18 protein-coding genes and 1 riboswitch are annotated in these 19,976 nt (G+C 45.5%); of the genes, 5 read left to right on the top strand and 13 right to left on the bottom strand.

Annotated elements, in window-relative coordinates:
- Positions 1-167: 167 nt before the first annotated feature.
- The 7 genes from MLD56_RS07780 to MLD56_RS07750 all read right to left on the bottom strand — a co-directional run bounded on the left by MLD56_RS07780 (position 168) and on the right by MLD56_RS07750 (position 7,249).
- Positions 168-1,124 (bottom strand): 4-hydroxy-3-methylbut-2-enyl diphosphate reductase, encoded by a 957-nt coding sequence (locus MLD56_RS07780; protein WP_029516511.1) that lies wholly within the window; start codon positions 1,122-1,124, stop codon positions 168-170.
- A 111-nt stretch (positions 1,125-1,235) separates the two neighbouring features.
- A complete protein-coding gene (locus MLD56_RS07775; RefSeq protein ID WP_029516510.1) occupies positions 1,236-2,714 on the bottom strand; it encodes a sensor histidine kinase in 1,479 nt (492 codons plus the stop codon).
- Between the two features lies 1 nt (position 2,715).
- On the bottom strand, positions 2,716-3,405 hold the full coding sequence (locus MLD56_RS07770) for a response regulator transcription factor (RefSeq protein WP_029516509.1): 690 nt from the start codon (positions 3,403-3,405) through the stop codon (positions 2,716-2,718).
- Positions 3,406-3,554: 149 nt separating this feature from the next.
- Entirely contained in the window at positions 3,555-5,141 is a 1,587-nt protein-coding gene (locus MLD56_RS07765) for a S1C family serine protease (protein WP_029516508.1), read from the bottom strand.
- 196 nt (positions 5,142-5,337) lie between these two features.
- Positions 5,338-5,646 (bottom strand): hypothetical protein, encoded by a 309-nt coding sequence (locus MLD56_RS07760; protein ID WP_029516507.1) that lies wholly within the window; start codon positions 5,644-5,646, stop codon positions 5,338-5,340.
- Between the two features lie 84 nt (positions 5,647-5,730).
- On the bottom strand, positions 5,731-6,306 hold the full coding sequence (locus MLD56_RS07755; protein ID WP_013309429.1) for a 3D domain-containing protein: 576 nt from the start codon (positions 6,304-6,306) through the stop codon (positions 5,731-5,733).
- Between the two features lie 61 nt (positions 6,307-6,367).
- On the bottom strand, positions 6,368-7,249 hold the full coding sequence (locus tag MLD56_RS07750; protein WP_029516506.1) for a putative sporulation protein YtxC: 882 nt from the start codon (positions 7,247-7,249) through the stop codon (positions 6,368-6,370).
- Positions 7,250-7,489: 240 nt separating this feature from the next.
- Between MLD56_RS07750 and MLD56_RS07745 the strand changes: the two genes are divergently transcribed.
- The 4 genes from MLD56_RS07745 to MLD56_RS07730 all read left to right on the top strand — a co-directional run bounded on the left by MLD56_RS07745 (position 7,490) and on the right by MLD56_RS07730 (position 10,766).
- On the top strand, positions 7,490-7,885 hold the full coding sequence (locus tag MLD56_RS07745) for a hypothetical protein (RefSeq protein ID WP_029516505.1): 396 nt from the start codon (positions 7,490-7,492) through the stop codon (positions 7,883-7,885).
- Between the two features lie 208 nt (positions 7,886-8,093).
- Positions 8,094-8,588 (top strand): cation:proton antiporter regulatory subunit, encoded by a 495-nt coding sequence (locus MLD56_RS07740; RefSeq protein WP_029516504.1) that lies wholly within the window; start codon positions 8,094-8,096, stop codon positions 8,586-8,588.
- Between the two features lie 4 nt (positions 8,589-8,592).
- Positions 8,593-9,819, top strand: a complete 1,227-nt coding sequence (locus tag MLD56_RS07735) for a cation:proton antiporter (protein ID WP_023987794.1) — start codon at positions 8,593-8,595, stop codon at positions 9,817-9,819.
- Between the two features lie 83 nt (positions 9,820-9,902).
- Positions 9,903-10,766 (top strand): YitT family protein, encoded by an 864-nt coding sequence (locus MLD56_RS07730; RefSeq protein ID WP_029516503.1) that lies wholly within the window; start codon positions 9,903-9,905, stop codon positions 10,764-10,766.
- Positions 10,767-10,862: 96 nt separating this feature from the next.
- Here the strand turns inward: MLD56_RS07730 and mqnC are convergent, their stop codons facing one another.
- From mqnC to metA, 4 genes are all read right to left on the bottom strand, one after another.
- A complete protein-coding gene (gene mqnC / locus MLD56_RS07725) occupies positions 10,863-11,996 on the bottom strand; it encodes a cyclic dehypoxanthinyl futalosine synthase (RefSeq protein ID WP_029516502.1) in 1,134 nt (377 codons plus the stop codon).
- Between the two features lie 432 nt (positions 11,997-12,428).
- A complete protein-coding gene (locus MLD56_RS07720) occupies positions 12,429-13,607 on the bottom strand; it encodes an aminotransferase class I/II-fold pyridoxal phosphate-dependent enzyme (RefSeq protein WP_029516501.1) in 1,179 nt (392 codons plus the stop codon).
- Positions 13,604-14,788: a PLP-dependent transferase gene (locus MLD56_RS07715; RefSeq protein WP_029516500.1), complete on the bottom strand. Its 1,185-nt coding sequence runs from the start codon at positions 14,786-14,788 to the stop codon at positions 13,604-13,606. Before MLD56_RS07715 ends, MLD56_RS07720 begins: the two co-directional genes overlap by 4 nt.
- Before the next feature lie 125 nt (positions 14,789-14,913).
- Complete coding sequence (metA, locus tag MLD56_RS07710) at positions 14,914-15,831, bottom strand: homoserine O-acetyltransferase MetA (protein WP_029516499.1); 918 nt, start codon at positions 15,829-15,831, stop codon at positions 14,914-14,916.
- A gap of 118 nt (positions 15,832-15,949) precedes the next feature.
- A riboswitch (SAM riboswitch) is annotated at positions 15,950-16,075 on the bottom strand.
- Positions 16,076-16,625: 550 nt separating this feature from the next.
- Here metA and corA point away from each other — a divergent pair.
- Positions 16,626-17,561 carry a magnesium/cobalt transporter CorA gene (gene corA, locus MLD56_RS07705; protein WP_013309418.1) on the top strand — a complete coding sequence of 312 codons (936 nt, stop codon included), beginning with the start codon at positions 16,626-16,628 and terminating at the stop codon, positions 17,559-17,561.
- Positions 17,562-17,724: 163 nt separating this feature from the next.
- On the opposite strand, the gene MLD56_RS07700 is transcribed toward corA, so the two are convergent.
- Together MLD56_RS07700 and MLD56_RS07695 are read right to left on the bottom strand one after the other, a co-directional pair.
- A complete protein-coding gene (locus tag MLD56_RS07700) occupies positions 17,725-18,732 on the bottom strand; it encodes an HRDC domain-containing protein (protein ID WP_029516498.1) in 1,008 nt (335 codons plus the stop codon).
- 166 nt (positions 18,733-18,898) lie between these two features.
- Positions 18,899-19,777 carry an ROK family protein gene (locus MLD56_RS07695; protein WP_029516497.1) on the bottom strand — a complete coding sequence of 293 codons (879 nt, stop codon included), beginning with the start codon at positions 19,775-19,777 and terminating at the stop codon, positions 18,899-18,901.
- Positions 19,778-19,976: the final 199 nt, after the last annotated feature.

Genomic DNA, 19,976 nt, shown 5'->3' with positions numbered 1-19,976 from the left:
TTAAAGCAACTATACCTGTTTTAGCTATACTCGTCAAGGTTTAATTATCCCGAATTATTCAATATTCAAACTTAGTGAAGCTACCGGATAATATCTATAAATTTAAACGATTGAAAAGCCGCTATCCGGATGGTTGTATCCGAATAACGGCTGTAATCAATTGCATACTATTTCATCGTTTTTGACTTCTCTCGTACAGGAGGCAGCAGTTTTTTCATATCTATGGTTCGCTGAATCTCCCACGTATCCGGGTTAGCCGCATCATACTGCTCCAAATACGTAATAACCTCTTTGGTAATCAGTGTCGGCGTTGAAGCCCCAGAAGTCACAGCCACTTTGGCTACGCCCTCAAGCCACTCTCTCTTCAGCTCGGTTACATCAGAAATACGATAAGCTGTTGTACCAGCAATTTCCTCCGACACCTGAGCCAATCGGTTTGAATTGTTACTGCGTGGATCACCGACAACGATCACCAGATCCGCCTGTCCAGCTTGCTCAGCTACCGCTTCCTGACGTACCTGCGTCGCCAAACAGATTTCATTGTGTATCTCAGCACCCGGGAACTTCTCCAGCAGCTTCTTCATAATGTGCTTGATGTCCCATTGGCTCATGGTCGTCTGATTCGTGATAAGGATTTTGCCAGCTGGCAACGTAAGACTGTCGATCTCTTCTTCCTTTTCAATCAGATGAACATGGTTAGGAGCAATACCGATAGCTCCCTCCGGCTCTGGATGATTCTTTTTGCCAATATAAACAATCTGGTAGCCTTCGGCAGACTTCTCCCGAATCAGATCATGCGTTTTTGTGACGTCAGGGCAAGTCGCGTCTACCGTAGTCAGCCCCTTGTCTCGTGCCAACTTGCGTACCTCTGGTGATACGCCATGAGCAGTAAAGATAACAGTGCCGCTCTCTACCTGGCTTAAAATCTCCATACGGTTCGGGCCGTCCAGTGTAATAATCCCTTCGTCTTCAAAGGAATTCGTGACATGACTGTTATGCACGATCATGCCCAATATATAAATAGGCCGGGGTAAGTCCAGATTTCTGGCTGCCTGACGAGCCAATACCATGGCATCGACTACGCCGTAGCAGTAACCCCGGGGCGAAATTCTGAGTACTTCCAAAATGAGCCCCCGCTTTCTTCGACACAGTATACAGCTCCGATAACTCGGTAGCTGTGGGCATCCAAGCCTTTACCGGCCAATTCTATGATGTAGTTGCCTTCCTATTATAGCCTATTCCAAAGGCGCGGAAAAGCTGACCGGAAGCCAGATGACAAATGTCGTTCCTTCTCCTTGACGCGTAACCACTTCCACAGACCCGTGATGTTCATCAATAATCCACTTGGCAATAGACAGCCCCAATCCAATTCCCTCTGTCACCCCGCGCGACTCATCTGCCCGGTAAAAGCGGTCAAAAATAAAGGGAACCTCACTCTTGTCCATTCCAATGCCCGTATCACTGATCCGTAGCCCTACCTGTCCTTGATAAACTATGGCATCAAATCGGACTGTGCCTTCAGGTGTATATTTGAATGCATTATCAATAAAAATGAATAGCATTTGCTGCAAATAGTCCTTGCTGCCATCCATATAAATACCATTCAGCAACGAAAAATCTCCCACATTCCATTCGGCCGTTCGCTCTAAAAACTGAGCACGACGGGCAACCTCACTTACAAGCGGTTCCAGCGCAACGGGAGTCTTATCGAACGTTTTCCCTGTGTCTGCTCTCGCAAGTGACAACATATCACTCACCAAACGACTCATCCGTTTGCCTTCATCTGCCATGTCATTTAATGCCTCCATAGAAAGCTCACGAATCATCTCTTCATCCATATTCGGTCGCTCTCCTGGTTCGGTAGTCCACATTTTGAGCAAAAAATCAACGTTGCCACGGATCGTCGTTAGCGGCGTACGAAGCTCATGGGAAGCATCAGCCACAAAGCGGCGCTGTGCACCGTACGCATCTTCCAACTCCTTGTAAAACACCTCTGTACGCCCCAGCATGTTGTTAACTGTCCCGATTAATTGTCCAATTTCATCTGGTGGTCCGTCATATTCAATCCGAACACTCAAATCATTACTGGATTGAATCTGATTTGCCCCCTCAATTACCTTGACCAGCGGCTTCATAGACTTGCGGGCCAGAAAGAGACCTGAAGTCGCAGCAGCAAGTAATGCAAACAACGAACCATATACAAGCACATTTTGCAACCTGTTCATGAGTCGATCCTGAGAGCCCGTGAATTGTCCTACCTGTAGCAACCCGACTACCAAGCCCAACTCCTCGGACTTAATGGGCTGTTGGTAAATCATAAAGGTATCCCCATTTACGTTCACACGCCGGATTCCCTCATTTTGAACTGCTCCTGTCGCTGTAGATGGAACAGGGAAGGTGATATTGAGGTCTTTCATGTTTTGGGTGGTTTTGGTAACACCTGATGTATAATTGTAAATTTGTACATATAGCTGTGAATCATCAATTCCACGTTCTTGCACTAAACCCAAATCCAGATTGGGGACTTCAAATAATCCCCCTTTAATTGTAAGCAGTAGCTGCTTGTTAATCCGTGGCGCCTGAGTCGTAAGCTGACTTTTTACTTCATTATATGTGTAATAATAAACCAGTCCGTAAATAGCCAGACCAAAAATGACAAGCACTATAGCCAAGATGCTCGAATACCAAGCTGTCAGCCGCCACCGAATAGACATATTACACATCACCTCTTAAAATGTAGCCAGCTCCCCGAATTGTACGAATGAGACGTTTACCGCCATCCTGCTCCGTTTTTTGTCGTAGCATGGCAATATATACTTCGAGCACATTCGATTCTCCGCTATAGTCATAGCCCCAAATTTTGTCCATAATCAGATCACGCGACAGAACACGCTTCGGGTTTTGCATGAACAAATGGAGCAGTTCAAATTCTTTGGCCGTCAGTTCCAAGCGTTTGCCGCCACGAACCACTTCACGGGATTCGTTATCCAGTTGTAAATCCTCGAAGGTAAGTCTATTTCCGTTATTGCCCTGTTGTTCGGTTTTACGCCGCAAAAGCGCTCGCACTCGTGCCAGCAACTCCTCCAGAGCAAACGGCTTGACGAGATAATCATCGGCCCCTAGATCCAAGCCTTTAACCCGATTCTCAACCTCATCCTTGGCTGTAAGCATTAGGACAGGTACCGTGCTCCCCCCCTCCCGCATGCGACGGCATACCTCAAAACCATCGACTTGCGGCATCATTACATCCAGCACGACTACATCAGGCTCAGCTGTCAGCATTTTATTTAATCCCTCTGCTCCATTGGCGGCTGTCAGCACTTCATAGCCTTCAAATGCCAGCCCTCTGCGTAGCATGGAAACAATTTTTTCATCGTCATCAATGATCAAAATAGTAGAACGCATACACGATCGAACTCCTTTATCTCTTCTTTTCCCTCTATTGTAGCAGGAGTACACGCGCGTAGCATCTTGCTACTTCATACAGCAAGAAACGGAAGGGATCTTCCTTCCGTTTCTTGCGTGCACATGTTCATTTTTGTAAAGTTATCATCTTATTGCTGGAGCGTCGAGCTAAAGTCATTTTTGTTGCCAATTTTCAGTTGAACATCTTTTTTCTGCCCAGCTCGTTCGATGTTAAGCGTCAGTGCTGTACCCACTTTTTGTTTTTGAATGAACTGGATCAGCTCTTGTGATGTGCTATAAGGCGTGCCATTGGCTCCGATAATCACATCGTAAGGACGCAGATCAGCCTGATAAGCTGGTGATTTGTATATAATATCCCGCACAACCGAGCCTTCGGTCAGGGTTGTTCCCAGTTCTTTGGCTACTTCAGGACTCAAATTTAACAGACTTGCACCAATGAAAGGTACAGGTTCTTTAGGGATAGGCTGGTTATTTTTCAGCTTATCGACGACTTCCAAAATCGTATTGGACGGAATCGCAAACCCGATTCCCTGTGCGTCTGCACTAACAGCTACGTTCATACCGATAACTTGCCCTTGCAGATTTAACAGCGGTCCACCAGAGTTACCAGGGTTAATGGACGCATCCGTCTGAATGAGATGCTTGTATTGCGTCGGTTTTCCAGTTGATTCACTATTAATGGTGATCGTACGTTCTTTCGCACTTAGCACCCCGGCTGTTACCGAATGCTCAAAGCCTTCAGGGTTGCCAATTGCGACCATCCACTCGCCGACTTTAGCGTTATCGGAGTCACCCAAAGTTACTGTCGGAAAGTTATTTTTGCCTTCAATTTTAAGTACCGCCAAATCAAGATCAGCATTTTTGCCCAAGACTTTGGCTTCGTAAGGCTTATTAGTTCCCTCTACTGTAACCTGAACCACACTCGCCCCTTCAACAACATGGTTATTGGTTAGGACGTAACCCGATTTATCAAAAATAAAACCGGAACCAATACCAAGCGGAGTCAGCTGTCCGCTGTTGCTACCTTCATTTTCATTACTGTTACCGCTGCTGCCACTGTCACCATACTGATTACCGAAAAAGTATTGATACAGCGGGTCATTGTAATAAGGGCTACTTTGTCTGCCGCTGCTGCCACTGGTTTGTTTGGCAAGCGTTTCGATTTTGACGACTGCCGGTCCAGCCTTAGCCACAACAGATTGAACATCAGCGGTACCTGAAGGCATCACAGCCGGAACTGCGCTTGGAGTCGAGCTGGTTGTTCCTGAATTAGTCGTTTCTCCGCTTTCAGCTGCCGCCGAAGTCAACGCCGTCTCGGGTGTGAACATATTTGTTCGGTCAGCTGTATACATCAATACTGTAATGACCAGCATCCCGGCCAAAAAAGATAAGAAAATTGTTTTCACCTGCGACTTGGGCTTATTCGGTTTGAATTGCCAGTTGCCGCCATTTCGACCCGAACCATCCTGTTGCTCAGGCATAGCACGATGGTATGAGGGAGGAAGGGGTCTTACTGCCTGCGGTGGCGTGATCTCAACATCTTTTTCCACCGACTGCCCTTCCTTACGTTGTCCGTCCGATTGAACTGAAGAAAAAGGGCCGTAAGAATAATAATATGAGGAACCATTCGAATCGTTTTGCCGAGTTACGTTATCGGTATCAACCTGATCGTTGTCGTTCCGGCGTCCGGAGTTATTATTTTTAAATTCGTCCATTGTATATCTCCTCCCAAACCCTATGCTTCAAGGTGGTGTTGTTTAACTGACTTTATTTTGCACTTTAAACCTTAATTCCACCTTAAAAACAATTAAAAAGGAGATAAAACCTTAGACCTATTTGTACCTAACCACTTTTACTCAAAACGAAATGCCCCGGATATAATCCGGAGCATTATCGATTGTATATGCTTTTTTATTTCGTGTTAAAGTTTTCGTCGAACTTTTCATTCGGTGTTTGAGCATTGTTTTGAATTTTGTTGCGACTAGAGTTTTGAACTTTTTGTGCTACTGCACCTGTACCGCCTTGATCTGTTGCAAATTCTTCATCATACTTCTCATTTGGTGTCTGGAAGTTGTCTTGAATTTTATTTTGTTCAGACTGCTTTACCTTTTGTGAAACAACACCTACCGTATTGTCTTGTGCAAATTCCGCTTTGAACTGATTTCCTGTGCTTGCATTGAAGCCTTTGTTCGTGAAAGAACTTCCGCCTTGATTTGGCATAATTCTCAACCTCCCAGTATGTTTTGTGGGATAAACTCATCCCGCAACATAGTATGTGATGTTGGAAAAAACAATATTCAAGGATTATATGGAAGCATCCAGTGTCGCGGTCGGAATGGTTTTATGCGTTTCTATCGCCTTTTGGAGCGATTTCACCATCTTTTCCGTACATTTTCCGTTACCTTTTTTTATAATTTGAACATCCACATCTTTCTTGCCCCATTCAGAATACACCTGCCGGGTTGTTTTAAAATACAAATCAATTTTATTGCCCTTAATCGCAGAACCTGTATCTGCTACAATCCCGTATCCATAACCAGGAATGTACAATATGCTTCCCAAAGGAAACGTTTTGGGATCAGCCGCAATCGTAGACAGCGTGTTCTTGTCACGACGCACTTTTACACCGGAATACGTAATACCGTAACCGGGATGACTTGGCCGTTTGCCAGTCGATTCATAGCCTGCTGTATATCCTGTTGCTGTGACCGTCATGGTCGTAATAACCTGCTCTTCACGTGGAGCTAAAACAGGTGTGGACTGCCATTTCTTATGCTGGACCGGTTCTTTGTGACCGTAAACTTCATTGCCGGGCAATACCAGACAGGTTGCGATTAACACGGTTCCCAAAATCCGTTTCCATACCAACATGGATCTCATAAAAAACCTCCCCTTGAGGCAAAGGCTTTCCAGAAATCCATTGGTTTATACGAACAGATTATTATTTTTGAACATCCTGACCTGGATAAAATCTGCTCAGCTTCACTTTATCTTCAAAAATATGCAGGAGTGTCCGCACTATGGGGGTGTGCTCATCGTCTGTATGCAATATAATGGAAGCAGGAGAAATCGAAATAAGGGTGCTCACGATTCGATCCTCGACCTCCATTTCCAGTTCAATGCCTGGCATCTCGACAATGATGTCATCTGCATCGGGAGTCGGTATCGGCACCATGGCACTATCCAGAATCGTAAAATTATGTCCGCCTTGGTGAAGTACGTGTACGAGCGGAACTTTGCTTTCCTGAAAAAAAACAAAATATTTAAGCAACCCCATAAATTCTTCGTATTGCCGATCTGCCCAGAATTCTTCCATGGCATAGTCGACGATTTCTTCAAGCTCTTTTTTATACGCATGGAGCCTAAATTGAATCAGTCCTTCCAAATTGATCACACGAAGCTCCTTAAAATCCTTCTCCAGGAGAGTGGTCAGCTTACCATGACGCTTCAAACGACCTCTCGGGCCATCATCGTTTAACAGTGAACGAATCATACTGCGAATTTGCTCTGTATCCTCTTTCTCCAGCAGCGAACAGGCTTTGGTGAGAATGAGATTAAGCAGCCCCCACTCCTTGACCTCGATAATATAATCCGCTATTGCCGAAGACATGATGCTGTATACACAGGGGAGAAAGCTTTCAAACGCCGAATTGCTTTCTGTGCCCTTGCAGGTCCATGCCACTTTGTTGTCCAGCTGTCTGAAAGTGAATCGAAATCCGCGCCGTGACATATGTAGTCCCTTTGTTCTACTTTTGACCACTTCGTAAAACCGGTCGGGTTCCTGATCTCCGTCTGTATTGGTCCACACTGTAAACAGTTCCATTGGCTCACTCCTTTCGATCACTGCTTTCAGTATATGGCGGCCTCTGAAGGGTTATACGAAGTGAACGACTGGAAACAGAAAGACATAGTCAAAAGAGGATGATCAGGTTTCAAAAAGCCGGTTGGCGTGTTATAAACAATTACTGTGGTATAGGAAAAAAACGAAAGACGTTTGAATATTTAGGGTGGGGTATGTTAAGGTTAAATTAATATGAATTTTTCACAAGAGGGAGGAGATAAGATGTCAACGATGCTGAACATGCTGCGTACATTCATGATCGTCATATTGAGCCTCGTTCAGATTTTGTCCCTTCCTGTGACGTTTCATGCGGAAGACACTACTCAATCCCTTCAGTTTACTGCGGGATCTTCTCTCCTGTCTCATGCTGATGTTTCCTCGTTAGAAACCGATTCTCACGGTCTGGAGCACCATCCCAAACCAGCTATACGCAAATCCTCCCCTTTACTTCATCTGGTGATCGCTGCGGCCAAATCACTTCCCTTTGTCATTTTGATGGCGTTTGTGCTGCTATTGAGCATCCCTAAACTACGTCTGCCTTTTATTCCTGTCATTTGCAAACTAAAGAAGCAATTGTACTTGTTCCCCATCAAATTTACCTCTAGTTATGTGGCTTAACCTCCCTTAAGCATGCACATCACTACATTTGCATGTCTATTTGTTAACCGTTCCCAATAAGTGTAATACGTTAAGTATATTTATCAGGTTTTCTATGTTAATTTATAAAATTTAATACAAAAAGAAAGTTTTCATGTCACTCCCAAAGCATGTGATTTATTTCCCATACCATTCATTTAAATAACGTATCGTACAGGAGGCTTTACAAATGGATATTCGAGAGTCTATTTTGCCAGGAATCGGGATTAAGTATCGAATAGATGCAGAGAGTGGCGACCGAATTGTCATTATTATTCATGATGATGGCAGGCGTGAGTTGTATCACTTTGATTACGAGGATTTGGAACAAAGTATTTCTATGACAACCCTGAATGATCAGGAAGCACGATTGGTAGCCTCCATCATCGGGGGTATGACATATAAGCCGAAACAGCTTGAAAGTGTAGAAATGACGTTTGACGATTTTATTATCGAATGGTATAGAGTGGAATCTCACTATGCAAGTGTTGGCAAATCCATCGGTGAGCTGGATATTAGACAAAATTCGGGAGCCACTGTTATTGCCATTGTGGAGAAAAAGGGAATGAAATATGTAAATCCTGGTCCTGAAGTGATTATTAACGATGATGCCATTGTAGTTGTTGTTGGGGAACGCGATCAGCAAAAACGCTTTAAACAAATCCTTATGAACGGAAGCGGGTGATTGGATGGATCATCTGGTATTTGAGGTTGGATTGGCTATTGCTCTCATCGCTGCAGCCGGACTTATTTCCTCCAAACTGCGCTTCTCGGTCATCCCTTTTTATATCCTGATCGGAATGGCAGTTGGACCGCATGCGATGGAGCTATGGCATTTTGATTTTCGCTTTATCGAAAGCGCCCCTTTTATTGATTTTATGGGAAGAATCGGAGTGCTGTTTCTTCTCTTCTACTTGGGTCTGGAGTTTTCAGTAGGTCGGTTAATTAAATCAGGCCGCTCCATTGCCGTGGGTGGCACCATTTATATTGGCATCAATTTCACACTGGGGCTGGCTCTTGGCTTCCTGAGCGGCTTTCCTGTAGCAGAAACACTGGTTATCGCCGGAATTACAACCATATCATCCAGTGCTATTGCTGCGAAGGTGCTGGTAGATCTCAAGCGGACTGCCAATGCTGAAACTGAAATGATTTTGGGCATTATTATGTTCGAGGATGTTTTCCTCGCCGTATACATCTCCATCCTCTCCGGATTGGTTCTTAGCGATTCATCCTCGCTCGGGGGTGTACTGCTATCAGCGCTAATCGCGCTTGGCTTTATGCTTGCAGTCATTATTATCGGTCGTAAGGCCGTCCCTCTGTTAAATCGGATTCTCCGTATTCGCTCCAATGAGGTATTCGGACTTGTTGTTTTCGGCTCCCTGTTTCTGGTGGCTGGTTTTTCGGAAACGATTCATGTGGCGGAAGCTATCGGCGCCCTGTTAGTCGGTCTCGTACTGGCCGAAACGGAACATGCCAAACGGATCGAGCATTTAATTGTTCCTTTCCGCGATTTCTTTGGCGCTCTGTTCTTTTTCAGCTTTGGGCTATCCATTGATCCACTGTCCCTAGGAGGAAACGCGATATGGCTTGCGCTGGCAGCAGTCGTTCTCACGTTATTTGGGAACATTTGGGCAGGAATGTTGGCTGGGCGTACGGCCTCCTTATCTCCCAAAGCGTCAGCAAATATCGGCCTGACCATTGTGGCACGGGGTGAATTTTCGATTATCATGGCCAACTTGGGTAAAGAAGGTGGTTTACTTGATATTGTTCAACCTTTTGCAGCCATCTATGTACTCATACTGGCCATTCTTGGACCACTTCTCACAAAGCAGTCAAAACCTATTTTTAATATGTTAAACAAAATATTCAAGTTCAAGGACCCCCGCCTACGAAAAGAAGAAAGTAACTCGGCGTAACTGTAAAGCTGGATACGACAATCCATAGGAGGGAAGGCTATGCCGCACGCTATTAAACATGCCGAAACTCTATGAGGCGGCTTGTGAAGCCCGCTTCAGAAGATGCGAGCAGGTTCCCTGTCTTTTATACGGTGATTGGCGGAATTACGGCATCCGTCGGTCTGGAATTGTTTTTGCATCCGCATGATATGATCGCTGGAGGCGTCACGGGGATCTCCAGACTCATGTCGCTTTATACACAAGAGCATTTTGGGTTATTGCTATTCGTTTTGAACTTGCCACTCATGCTGCTGTATTCTTTATCCACTCACAAACCCATGCTGCTCCGTGCACTACCCGGCTTGTTCGCCTTTTCAGGCTCAGCCATCATTCTTTCGCCTTTTCCGGCAGTGAGCGGCCATCCGGTCGTATGTGCTTTGGGCGGCGGAATCTGTATCGGTCTTGGCGCAGGACTGGCAGCTCGTCACGGTGGTCTGCTTGATTCACTAGGACTTAACGAACCAGGCGATGGCCGTCCATCCACATTGTTGCTAACACACCGCAAGATTCCGTTAATACAGATTGTTATGCTATGTAACGGTCTGCTGCTCATTACAGCTGGCTTTGTGCTAGGCTGGGAGCCAGCTCTATATTCAGCCTTATCCTGCCTCGCCGCCTACGAAACGACCCGGCTGATGTTTACCGGTCTGACGCGTATGGTTTGTGTTGTCAGCAAGAAGCAGCCAACCGTCGAGGATGCTATATATCGCAGGTTGCGTATACACAGCACGCCTGTTGAAGGCTCTGCCCAGATAGAGGGCAAGATCAAAAGCGAATCTGAGGATAAAAAAGAACAAATGGTCATCGTTTACAGCGTTCATCTGTTGGATTTGCAGCGCTTTAAGGCAGTCATCCAAATGGCAGACCCGCAAGCTGAGATCATGTATATGAAACGATGGAAAGCATAGCAAAGTAACACATCAAAAAAACGCTTATCTGCACTAATCTATGTATAACGATTAGTACAGATAGGCGTTTTGTAATGAACACTATATTAACGGATATTAATTCTGCATGATAAAATCATGTTCAATACTGCTGGCACTGTCAAAAGTACGAATAATATCATAACGGGTATTACGCTGTGCCGGAATGTGACCCGTCTCGCGGATCAACTGTAAAATGGATTCAATGTTAACCTTATACGTTGCGCCTGCAGCGGAAACTACGTTTTCCTCAATCATGGTGCTACCAAAATCATCGCAACCGTAGTACAACGATTTTTTACCGATTTCAGGTCCCATAGTTACCCATGAGGATTGAATATGCTTGATGTTATCCAATACAAGACGACTGATCGCAACGGTCTTCAGATATTCCTCCGGCGTCTGACGTTCCTTCTTCAGGTTGGTATTGTCTGGCTGGAAGGTCCAAGGAATAAAGGCCAAAAATCCTTCAGAATTATATTTGTTTTCAATGCATTCGTCCTGAGCATCACGAACACGCAACAAATGCAGCGCACGCTCCTCCATCAACTCGCCAAAGCCAATAACCATCGTAGCAGTCGTGTTCATCCCAACCTTATGAGCCGTTTGCATGACATCCATCCAATCACGCCAAGAGCCTTTGAGACGGCTAATTTTGCGGCGTGTGCGGTCATCCAAAATTTCTCCACCTCCGCCCGGAAGCGAATCCAATCCAGCTTCATGAATGGCGCGGATTGTTTCTTCCATAGAAAGACCAGATTTCTCCTTCATTTTGTGAATTTCAGCTGGCGAGAAGGAGTGCATCGTAATATCGGGAAAACGCTCCTTGATACCTTTCAGCAAATCGGTATAATAACTGAACGGCAGATTCGGGTTCACACCGCCTTGCATTAGAATTTCGGTGCCACCTACTTCCTGCGTTTCCTTGATCTTCTGAAAGATCACCTCATCCGGCAAAACATAACCTTCATCAGAACCTGGTCTACGATAAAAAGCGCAGAAGCGACAGTATACGTCACACACGTTTGTATAGTTAATATTTCGTCCGATAACGAAGGTTTTAACGGGATCGGGATGCATGCGATTCATGACTTTATTCGCCGCATGACCGATTTTTTCTACCTCGTCTGATTCGAACAAAGCAACGGTATCCTCTAAATTCAGGCGTTCGCCGCGTAGGGCTTTATCTAAAATATGGTCGATTACACTCATGGTGTATCCTCCTTCGCTGTCACAGGGCGACGAAATGAACGACAGGACTTATGAACGAGAATGCTTTCACAAACCTGCGTTCGAACCCTGCCGTAATGTATGTTCATGACTAGCCTTGTATGTTGTCTGTGCTATTTAGCATAGTAAAACCTAATGATAATACTAACATATCTTTAGGTAAGGAACCATACTTATTCCCGCTTCTTTCTGCTTTTCACCTAGGAAAACAGGCAACTGCCAAGCTTATCTCAACGTTGCATATAGCCAAAAAATAAGAAAACAGAACTGAAAAGTGTCTTTTTTCACACTGTCGTTCATGTTATTTTATAGAAAACAGCAAGCCTCCTGAAATACTGGAAACTTGCTGTTTAGTACTGTACATATTTGCTCTCAGCGTGAAAACGACAAAGATGCTGCGGATGTGCTAACGCTCTAGCGCAGCGCCTCATCCAGATCACTGATCAGGTCGTCAATATCCTCCAAACCTACGGAGAAACGGAGTAGTCCGTTCGTAATCCCGCGCTCCAATCGTACACTATGGGGCATAGCCGCATGTGACATCATCGCCGGATACGACAAGATGCTTTCCACAGCTCCCAGACTCACCGCTACAATTGGAATACGTACGCGACTGAGGACTTCTTTTGCACGCTCACCAGAACCCACATCAAAAGATATCACTGCACCATAACCGCTGGATTGGCGCTCATGAACTTCACGCCCTGGATGATTCTCCAGACCCGGGTAGTATACCGCCTCAATGTCGTTGCGCTCGTTCAGCCAGTTAGCGAGCTTCGCTGCGCTCTTTTCGCTGTGAGCCATACGAGCCTCCAGTGTCTTCATACCGCGCATGAGCAACCATGACTCCTGCGGAGCCAACACGGTACCCAGTCCATTTTGGAGCTGCTTGATTTGTCTTCCCAACGATTCGGTACGTGCTACCGCAAGTCCTGCCAGCACATCGCTGTGTCCGCCCAGAAACTTGGTCGCACTGTGCAATACAATATCAACTCCCTGCTCAATCGGACGTTGATAATAAGGTGTCATAAAAGTATTATCCAATAACGTTAAAAGCCCGTTGTCCTGTGCCCAAGAAGTTATTCCTGCCACATCGGTAATTTTGAGTGTCGGATTGGACGGAGTTTCCATATATACAGCCCTTGTATTCTCCTGCAACGCCTCTTTCACAAGGTTGAGGTCCGTCATGTCGACGAAGGTCGTTTCGATATTCATCCGTTTCAAAATGGAGGTCAGCAGTCGATATGTTCCTCCATATACGTCCTCGGAAACAATGACATGATCTCCAGCAGACAAGAGCATAAATGTAGTAGAGATGGCCGCCATACCTGATGCAAAGGCAAAACCGCACGCCCCGCCTTCTAATAAAGCGATATAATCCTCCAAAGCTTGTCGTGTCGGATTACCTGAACGGCTATAGTCATGCTGTGGAGGATTAAAAATATCGTGATGGTGGAAGGTAGAAGCTTGATAGATCGGGACGCTCGATGCCCCCGTAACGCTGTCAATTTCAGAGCCAAAATGCAGCAGCTTGGTAGCGAACTTCCGCTCTTTGTTCAGATCCTGCCCGATCCTCCTCGCATCCTCTATCATTGCAGCTCTCCTCCTTCTACTTCTTGACGTGCCGCTTCCAACGCCGAACGTAAATCTTCAATTAGGTCGTCTGTATGCTCAATGCCTACGGAGAAACGCAACAGCCTGTCATCTACCCCGACTGCATCCCGAATTTCTGCTGGTATGTCCGCATGTGTCTGCACAGCGGGATAGGTCATTAACGATTCCACACCGCCGAGACTTTCCGCAAACGCAATGAGCTTAATGTGACGAAGCAAAGGTTCCACATAACGAGCATCCTTTACTTTAAAGGAAAAGATACCCGTATTTCCGCTGGATTGTTTATTTTGAATCTCACGACCTGGATGGCCTTCTAGAGCTGGATAAAATACTTCCGCCACAGCCGGATGCGTCAGTAAATAGTTAGACAGCACTGTTGCATTATGCTCGTGCCGGTCCATACGCAGCGCTAACGTCTTCATGCCCTTCATTAACTGGTAGCAATCGCTTGGGGAAAGCACTGCCCCTATGGAATTGTGCAGGAATGCAATTTCAGCTGATAGCTCTTTGCCTTTGGTTACGATCAACCCTGCCAGCACATCGTTGTGTCCGCCCAAATATTTGGTTGCGCTATGTACCACAATATCCGCGCCCAGTTCCAATGGTCGCTGGAAATATGGCGTTAGCAGCGTATTATCTACAATGGTAAGCAACTGATGTTGTGATGCCCATTCAGCCACCGCTCGAATATCAGTAATCATCATTAACGGATTTGTAGGTGTTTCTATGAATACAGCTTTGGTATTCGGTCGACATGACTGTTCGAGTGCTTCAAGATCGTTCGTATCCACATAACTGGCTGTTACACCAAATTTAGATAAAATACGCTCCAGCAAACGATAGGTCCCGCCATACAGATCCAGCGATACTATGAGATGATCTCCCTGTCCAAACAATGCAAATACCGTTTGCAGCGCCGCCATACCTGAGCTGCATGCAAAGCCTGCATCACCCGATTCAAGTGCAGCAGAAGCCTCTTCCAGTACCTTTCGCGTGGGATTGATCGTCCGAATATAATCAAATCCTGTGCTTTGACCCAGACGGGGATGGCGGAACGCCGTAGATTGGTAAATCGGGTAATTAACAGCCCCGGTTACTGGCTCCTCTACTGAACCGATTTGTGCCAATCTGCTTTCGATTTTCCACTGTTTCTCACTCATATGAATCCTCCTGTTAACTTTCATAGTGGGTGCTATAACCAATCCTGCAAAAATGGATGTCAAAGACTATACTGCTGCGCTACTGCAAGGTGGTACTGTACAAGGGTAAACTACAAGCCCCTTTTTTAAATCTGGGGCCCGATATCGTAAGGTGTTTCTTGGTATACATAATAGTTCAGCCAATTCGAGAATAATAAATTGGCGTGCGCCCGCCAGATTGAGGGCGGTGTGCGCTCAGGATCATCATTTGGGAAATAATTTTTGGGAACTTCAATATCCATTCCTTTGGCCACATCGCGGTCGTATTCCCATTTCAGTGAAAGCGGGTCATATTCAGAATGCCCAGTTACAAAAATTTGTTTACCGTCAAGCGTGGCTACGAGATACACTCCAGCTTCCTCGGATTCGGATAAAACTTCTAATTCGGCGATATGATCAATATCTTCCCGCCGAACCTCCGTATGTCTGGAGTGAGGAGCATAAAACAGTTCATCAAAGCCGCGTAGCAATTTTACTTTAGGTTTAATCACGGTGTGTGGAAATACGCCAAAGCATTTGTAATCGAGCCCGTATTTAGGGACATTGAAATGATGGTATAAGCCTGCCTGTGAGGCCCAACAGATATGCATGGTCGAAGTTACATTCGTTTTCGTCCACTCAAAGATTTGTTGGATCTCCTCCCAGTAGTTCACATCCTCAAACTCAAGCTGTTCAACCGGGGCTCCTGTAATGACCATGCCGTCAAAACGACTGTTCTTGATCTCGTCAAACGTTTTATAGAACATGTTCAAATATTCTTGCGATGTATTTTTGGATACATGAGACTTCATGTGCACCAGCGTGACGTCCACTTGCAGCGGCGTATTGCCGACCAAGCGCAACAGTTGGGTTTCCGTCGTTTCCTTTGTAGGCATTAAATTCAAAATGGCGATACGCAATGGACGAATGTCCTGATGATAAGCCAGGCTTTCATCCATTACGAAAATATTTTCGCCCTCCAGCACTTCCTTGGCAGGTAGCGTGTCAGGGATTTTAATCGGCATGTAAACTCACTCCTTGTTCGGTAAGTTTTGCGAAAATCGTCTTGTTGAGATGCCGGGCATATAATAAAAAGACCTTTCTCTGGTTAGAGAAAGGTCATATTTGTATCCATATGCGCCTCTCTCATCTGTCAGGGCAACGCTCTTTGTACAAAGCGCGCGTCCTGCAAGAATTAGCACCGTGCGATTAAAATCGCCGGTTGCCGGGTATCATCGGGCTAGTCCCTCCACCTGCTCTTGATAAGATTTCGCTATATTCATTTTGGGTTCACAAAGTTCTTGTTGTTCACTTTAATGCATCGGCTGGGCTTCGTCAAGATGGGACTTGTAAATTTGTGCCCTGCATTCACATTTTGTCTACCTTTTCCATAGGTTAAATCATATCCTCCTACCGCGGCAGCTCTTGCCACTACTGTCGATTTAGCCCATGATTTTGCGCTTGAAAGGCCGTAGGCCGAGCGTTATACTATACAAGTGCTATTAGGCAAAAATATGGAGCAGTAGTGCAGATTTGAGTGTTTCCTGCGATACTGTGGCAATCTAAAAAAGAACATTTGAGAGGTGAATCCGGAATGGAAGGCGACCCGAGTCCGAATAGGCGGCGATCCCTGAACAACAGCATAGGAATGACTTCAGCTTGCCGAAAGACGGGACGCCAGGCTCTGCATGCTCCAAAAGCCTCCGGCTTTTGATGGGAGTGCACGCTTACCCGCACCGGCTAACTGGCTAACTGAGTCCATTCCTTATGCTTAAGGTAAACGTATTTCCGTTACGACGGAGCATAAGGAGTGACATATATGAAAATCCGTTTGGTCAACAACGGGGTTTTTACCCCTGTCGAAGAAATTGAAATGGCGCTTACTGCACCGGTAGAAGGTTTTTATTGGATTGATGCCGATGTCGATGATTTGGCAGTGCTCCAGCCTTTATTTTCCATGCATGATCTTGCAGTAGAAGACTGTTTGAGTGAAGAAGAACAGCGTCCGAAGATTGAAATTTATGAAAGCCATTATTTTATCGTTGTAAATAGCATTCGTTTTGATGATGAAGAAATATTTTTGCGAGCTTTGAACATTTTTCTCGGCCGCCATTTTATCATTACGGTGACCAAGCAGAAAATCAATGAGCTTCGTACCCTCAAGCCTATGCTGTGGGAGCAAGAAGTCAGCCAGCCTGACCGTTTTATGTATCTGTTGGTCGACTTGATTGTTGACAACTATTTTCTGGTTGGTGACCGGATTGAGGTCCGCATTGAAAAGCTGGAAGAAGATATTCTAATGCATACGAAAAAGTCGCATTTAAACGAAATCATCGGCTTGCGAAGTGAGATTCTGTGGCTGAAAAAAGTGCTGGGTCCACAAAAGGAAGTCATCAATACCCTGAACAAACGGGATTTGCGACTCATCGACGATCAATTACAAAAATATTTCAGCGACATTTATGAAAATGCTGTGAAAATTTCGGAGACTTTTGAAACTTACCGCGACTTGATGGGTAACCTTCGAGAAGCTTATCAATCCAGTATCGCCAATCGTGCCAATGAAATTATGCGTGTGTTTACGGCAATAACGACCGTATTTATGCCATTGACGGTCATTACCGGAATATATGGGATGAACTTCGATAATATGCCTGAGCTTCATACACGTTATGGCTATTTTGTCGTCATTGGTATTATGGTGGCATTAGGCGTCAGTATGTTCTGTATTTTCCGTAAGAAAGACTGGGTTTAAAAAGACAAGGGTAAGAAAAGTACCGAGTTGGATACTTATTTCGATGTTCAAGCTTGGTCATAAAAAGCAGCAGCCGTGTCCTGTGAGGAACTGGCTGCTGCTTTTTAGTATGTTGGACCCTGAATGTACTTTGATACTTTATCTACATCCAATCAGTTCCATATTATCCAGCATGTCGGTCAGGTACCTGCTGATGGCGAAACCGTATACGGATTAGACGTAGACGCTCATAAATTTGATCCAGTCCTGTTTCTGTCGCCTTTTCTTCCCCATACACTTTCAGCATGACGGGCTTGAGCAGCGTATCCCCCAACTCTTCATAAGCAGACCAGATGGCTGCCTGCTCCTCCTCAGATACATTCACCAATTCCTTGCGGATCAGCTTCTCCATATCAATGCCATCCCTGTCCAAATGCTCCACAGCTTCAATCATCTCTCTACGATGCAAACCTGTCTTCATCCCGATATGCTCCAGTGAAAGACCGTCCGAAATACCTTCGATAATCGTTCTAGTTAGGCTGAATTTATTCAGCTCCTGCCTGTATTGGTTCTCTTTTTGCTTGTATAGCCATGACAAAAACACTTCTTCTTCCAGCGTCTCTGTTACCCAGTTCAACGGAAATGGTGTGGTCCGGTCATTTTGTGTCGTAATAGCCAATAGCTCCGCTCCATATTGCGACACCTTACCCTGACCCATACCAGGCAGTTCCAACAATTCTTCTTCGGTATGGGGAAGATAGACGCTAATGAGCCGAAGCAGCCGATTCGTAGCAATAAAATAAGGCGCTTTTCGTTCCGTTGCTGCTTTTTGCCGTCTCCACATCGTCAACTGCTCATACACTTCATCACGTGGAAACAAATCACTGTAGCAGTACAGCTTTTGCAGCGTTTGTCCTCGTCCTGATGATCCTTCTTGCTCATGAAATACGCCATGGATTAAGGGCCTGTAGCCCTCAGCCATTTTGAGCGCCAGCTCATGACGGTATACATGCAGTAATTCCTGCCACAAGCTGCCCTCATACCAAAGGTCGTCTATACTTTCATCCGGGACATGTTGTGTGCTCCAGCCTGCACTCCATCCCCCTTCATGTTGCCCAATCCATACCTGAGCAAAGTCCTCATAGCCCTGTTCATTCCGTTTGGACAAGCGATTTAAAAATACAATCTCCATGATTTCTTCCTCCCTCATATCGTTGAAAGACAGTCCCGCACAACACAAAAACGCAAAAAAAAGCACCTATCCTGCGTATTCGCAAGAAAGGTGCTTCCCTTTTTGAGCCGTACTATGCTGTTGCCTATATAATAACCGTACCTCGGAGTGCCGTCAACCATTAATTCTAATGATTCAGCTTTTCCTTTGCCAATGCCAGAGCACCGCACAATCCAGCATTGTCACCCAATCCCGGAGATACGATATATTGCTCAATATCTGTTGTCAGACTCGAATGCTGTACGTATCCGTTCAAAAGTTCTTGTAGCTTGGTACGAATGAGCGGGAACAATTGGTTTTGCTTCATCACTCCCCCGCCCATAATAATTTTTTGCGGTGAAAGGATTAATACATAGCTCATTAAAGCCTGTGCCAGATAGTACGCTTCCATTTCCCAGGCTGGGTGGTCGACAGAAAGCTCATGTCCTTTAACCTTCCATCTTTTTTCGAGCGCAGGACCTGCTGCCAGTCCCTCCAAACAATCTCCGTGATAAGGACATGTCCCCTCATAAGTATCTTCTGGGTGACGGCGTACCAGAATATGCCCCATTTCCGGGTGGGATAATCCATGTATCAGCTTTCCACCAACCAAAGCACCCGCCCCGATGCCTGTACCTATCGTAATATACAGACAGTTGTCCAATCCTTTGGCGGCACCCCAAATAGACTCACCAAGTGCTGCTCCATTCACATCCGTGTCAAACCCCATAGGCACATCAAAATGCTCTTTCAGTTTGCCAATTAGATTGTAATTTCCCCAATGTGGCTTTGGCGTTGTTGTAATATAGCCATATGTATCACTGCCTTCGATAGGATCAATCGGCCCGAACGAGCCTATGCCCAACGCTTCAATGCCCTTGCCTTCAAAAAATGCGATGACATTCTCCATTGTTTCTGCTGGGGTGGTTGTTGGAAAGCTTGCTCGTTCCAGTACCTCCCCATGTTCGTTGCCAATTCCACATACAAATTTGGTACCGCCTGCCTCAATTGCTCCCAATACTGTCATAGTTGCTGTTGTCCCCTTTCAATAATCCGGTTCTCTCTCCACTATATTCACCTGAAATGTGTCCGAGGTCAATCCCCTTATCGCAATTGTATATAATCCTTCACATGACTATATAACGCCGTTGACATAACGGTATAAAAATAAGGACACTAACGCACCCAGCGTCAGCATCCCTATAAACTTATTTCATTTAAATTGT

This window comes from Paenibacillus peoriae, from assembly GCF_022531965.1.
GTDB classification, from domain to species: Bacteria; Bacillota; Bacilli; order Paenibacillales; family Paenibacillaceae; genus Paenibacillus; species Paenibacillus polymyxa_D.
The sequence above is the reverse complement of the archived record's forward strand: the minus strand, read 5'-3'. Positions and strand labels throughout refer to the sequence as shown.

Bases quoted from the DNA above. Each gene is read 5' to 3' on its own strand.
- MLD56_RS07765 (WP_029516508.1), bottom strand. From the start codon at position 5,141: ATGGACGAATTTAAAAATAATAACTCCGGACGCCGGAACGACAACGAT.
- mqnC (WP_029516502.1), bottom strand. From the start codon at position 11,996: ATGAGTGTAATCGACCATATTTTAGATAAAGCCCTACGCGGCGAACGC.
- MLD56_RS07735 (WP_023987794.1), top strand. From the start codon at position 8,593: ATGGATCATCTGGTATTTGAGGTTGGATTGGCTATTGCTCTCATCGCT.
- MLD56_RS07775 (WP_029516510.1), bottom strand. From the start codon at position 2,714: ATGTCTATTCGGTGGCGGCTGACAGCTTGGTATTCGAGCATCTTGGCT.
- MLD56_RS07770 (WP_029516509.1), bottom strand. From the start codon at position 3,405: ATGCGTTCTACTATTTTGATCATTGATGACGATGAAAAAATTGTTTCC.
- MLD56_RS07740 (WP_029516504.1), top strand. From the start codon at position 8,094: ATGGATATTCGAGAGTCTATTTTGCCAGGAATCGGGATTAAGTATCGA.
- metA (WP_029516499.1), bottom strand. From the start codon at position 15,831: ATGCCGATTAAAATCCCTGACACGCTACCTGCCAAGGAAGTGCTGGAG.
- MLD56_RS07715 (WP_029516500.1), bottom strand. From the start codon at position 14,788: ATGAGTGAGAAACAGTGGAAAATCGAAAGCAGATTGGCACAAATCGGT.
- MLD56_RS07700 (WP_029516498.1), bottom strand. From the start codon at position 18,732: ATGGAGATTGTATTTTTAAATCGCTTGTCCAAACGGAATGAACAGGGC.
- MLD56_RS07760 (WP_029516507.1), bottom strand. From the start codon at position 5,646: ATGCCAAATCAAGGCGGAAGTTCTTTCACGAACAAAGGCTTCAATGCA.
- MLD56_RS07745 (WP_029516505.1), top strand. From the start codon at position 7,490: ATGTCAACGATGCTGAACATGCTGCGTACATTCATGATCGTCATATTG.
- MLD56_RS07750 (WP_029516506.1), bottom strand. From the start codon at position 7,249: ATGGAACTGTTTACAGTGTGGACCAATACAGACGGAGATCAGGAACCC.
- corA (WP_013309418.1), top strand. From the start codon at position 16,626: ATGAAAATCCGTTTGGTCAACAACGGGGTTTTTACCCCTGTCGAAGAA.
- MLD56_RS07720 (WP_029516501.1), bottom strand. From the start codon at position 13,607: ATGATAGAGGATGCGAGGAGGATCGGGCAGGATCTGAACAAAGAGCGG.
- MLD56_RS07755 (WP_013309429.1), bottom strand. From the start codon at position 6,306: ATGAGATCCATGTTGGTATGGAAACGGATTTTGGGAACCGTGTTAATC.
- MLD56_RS07695 (WP_029516497.1), bottom strand. From the start codon at position 19,777: ATGACAGTATTGGGAGCAATTGAGGCAGGCGGTACCAAATTTGTATGT.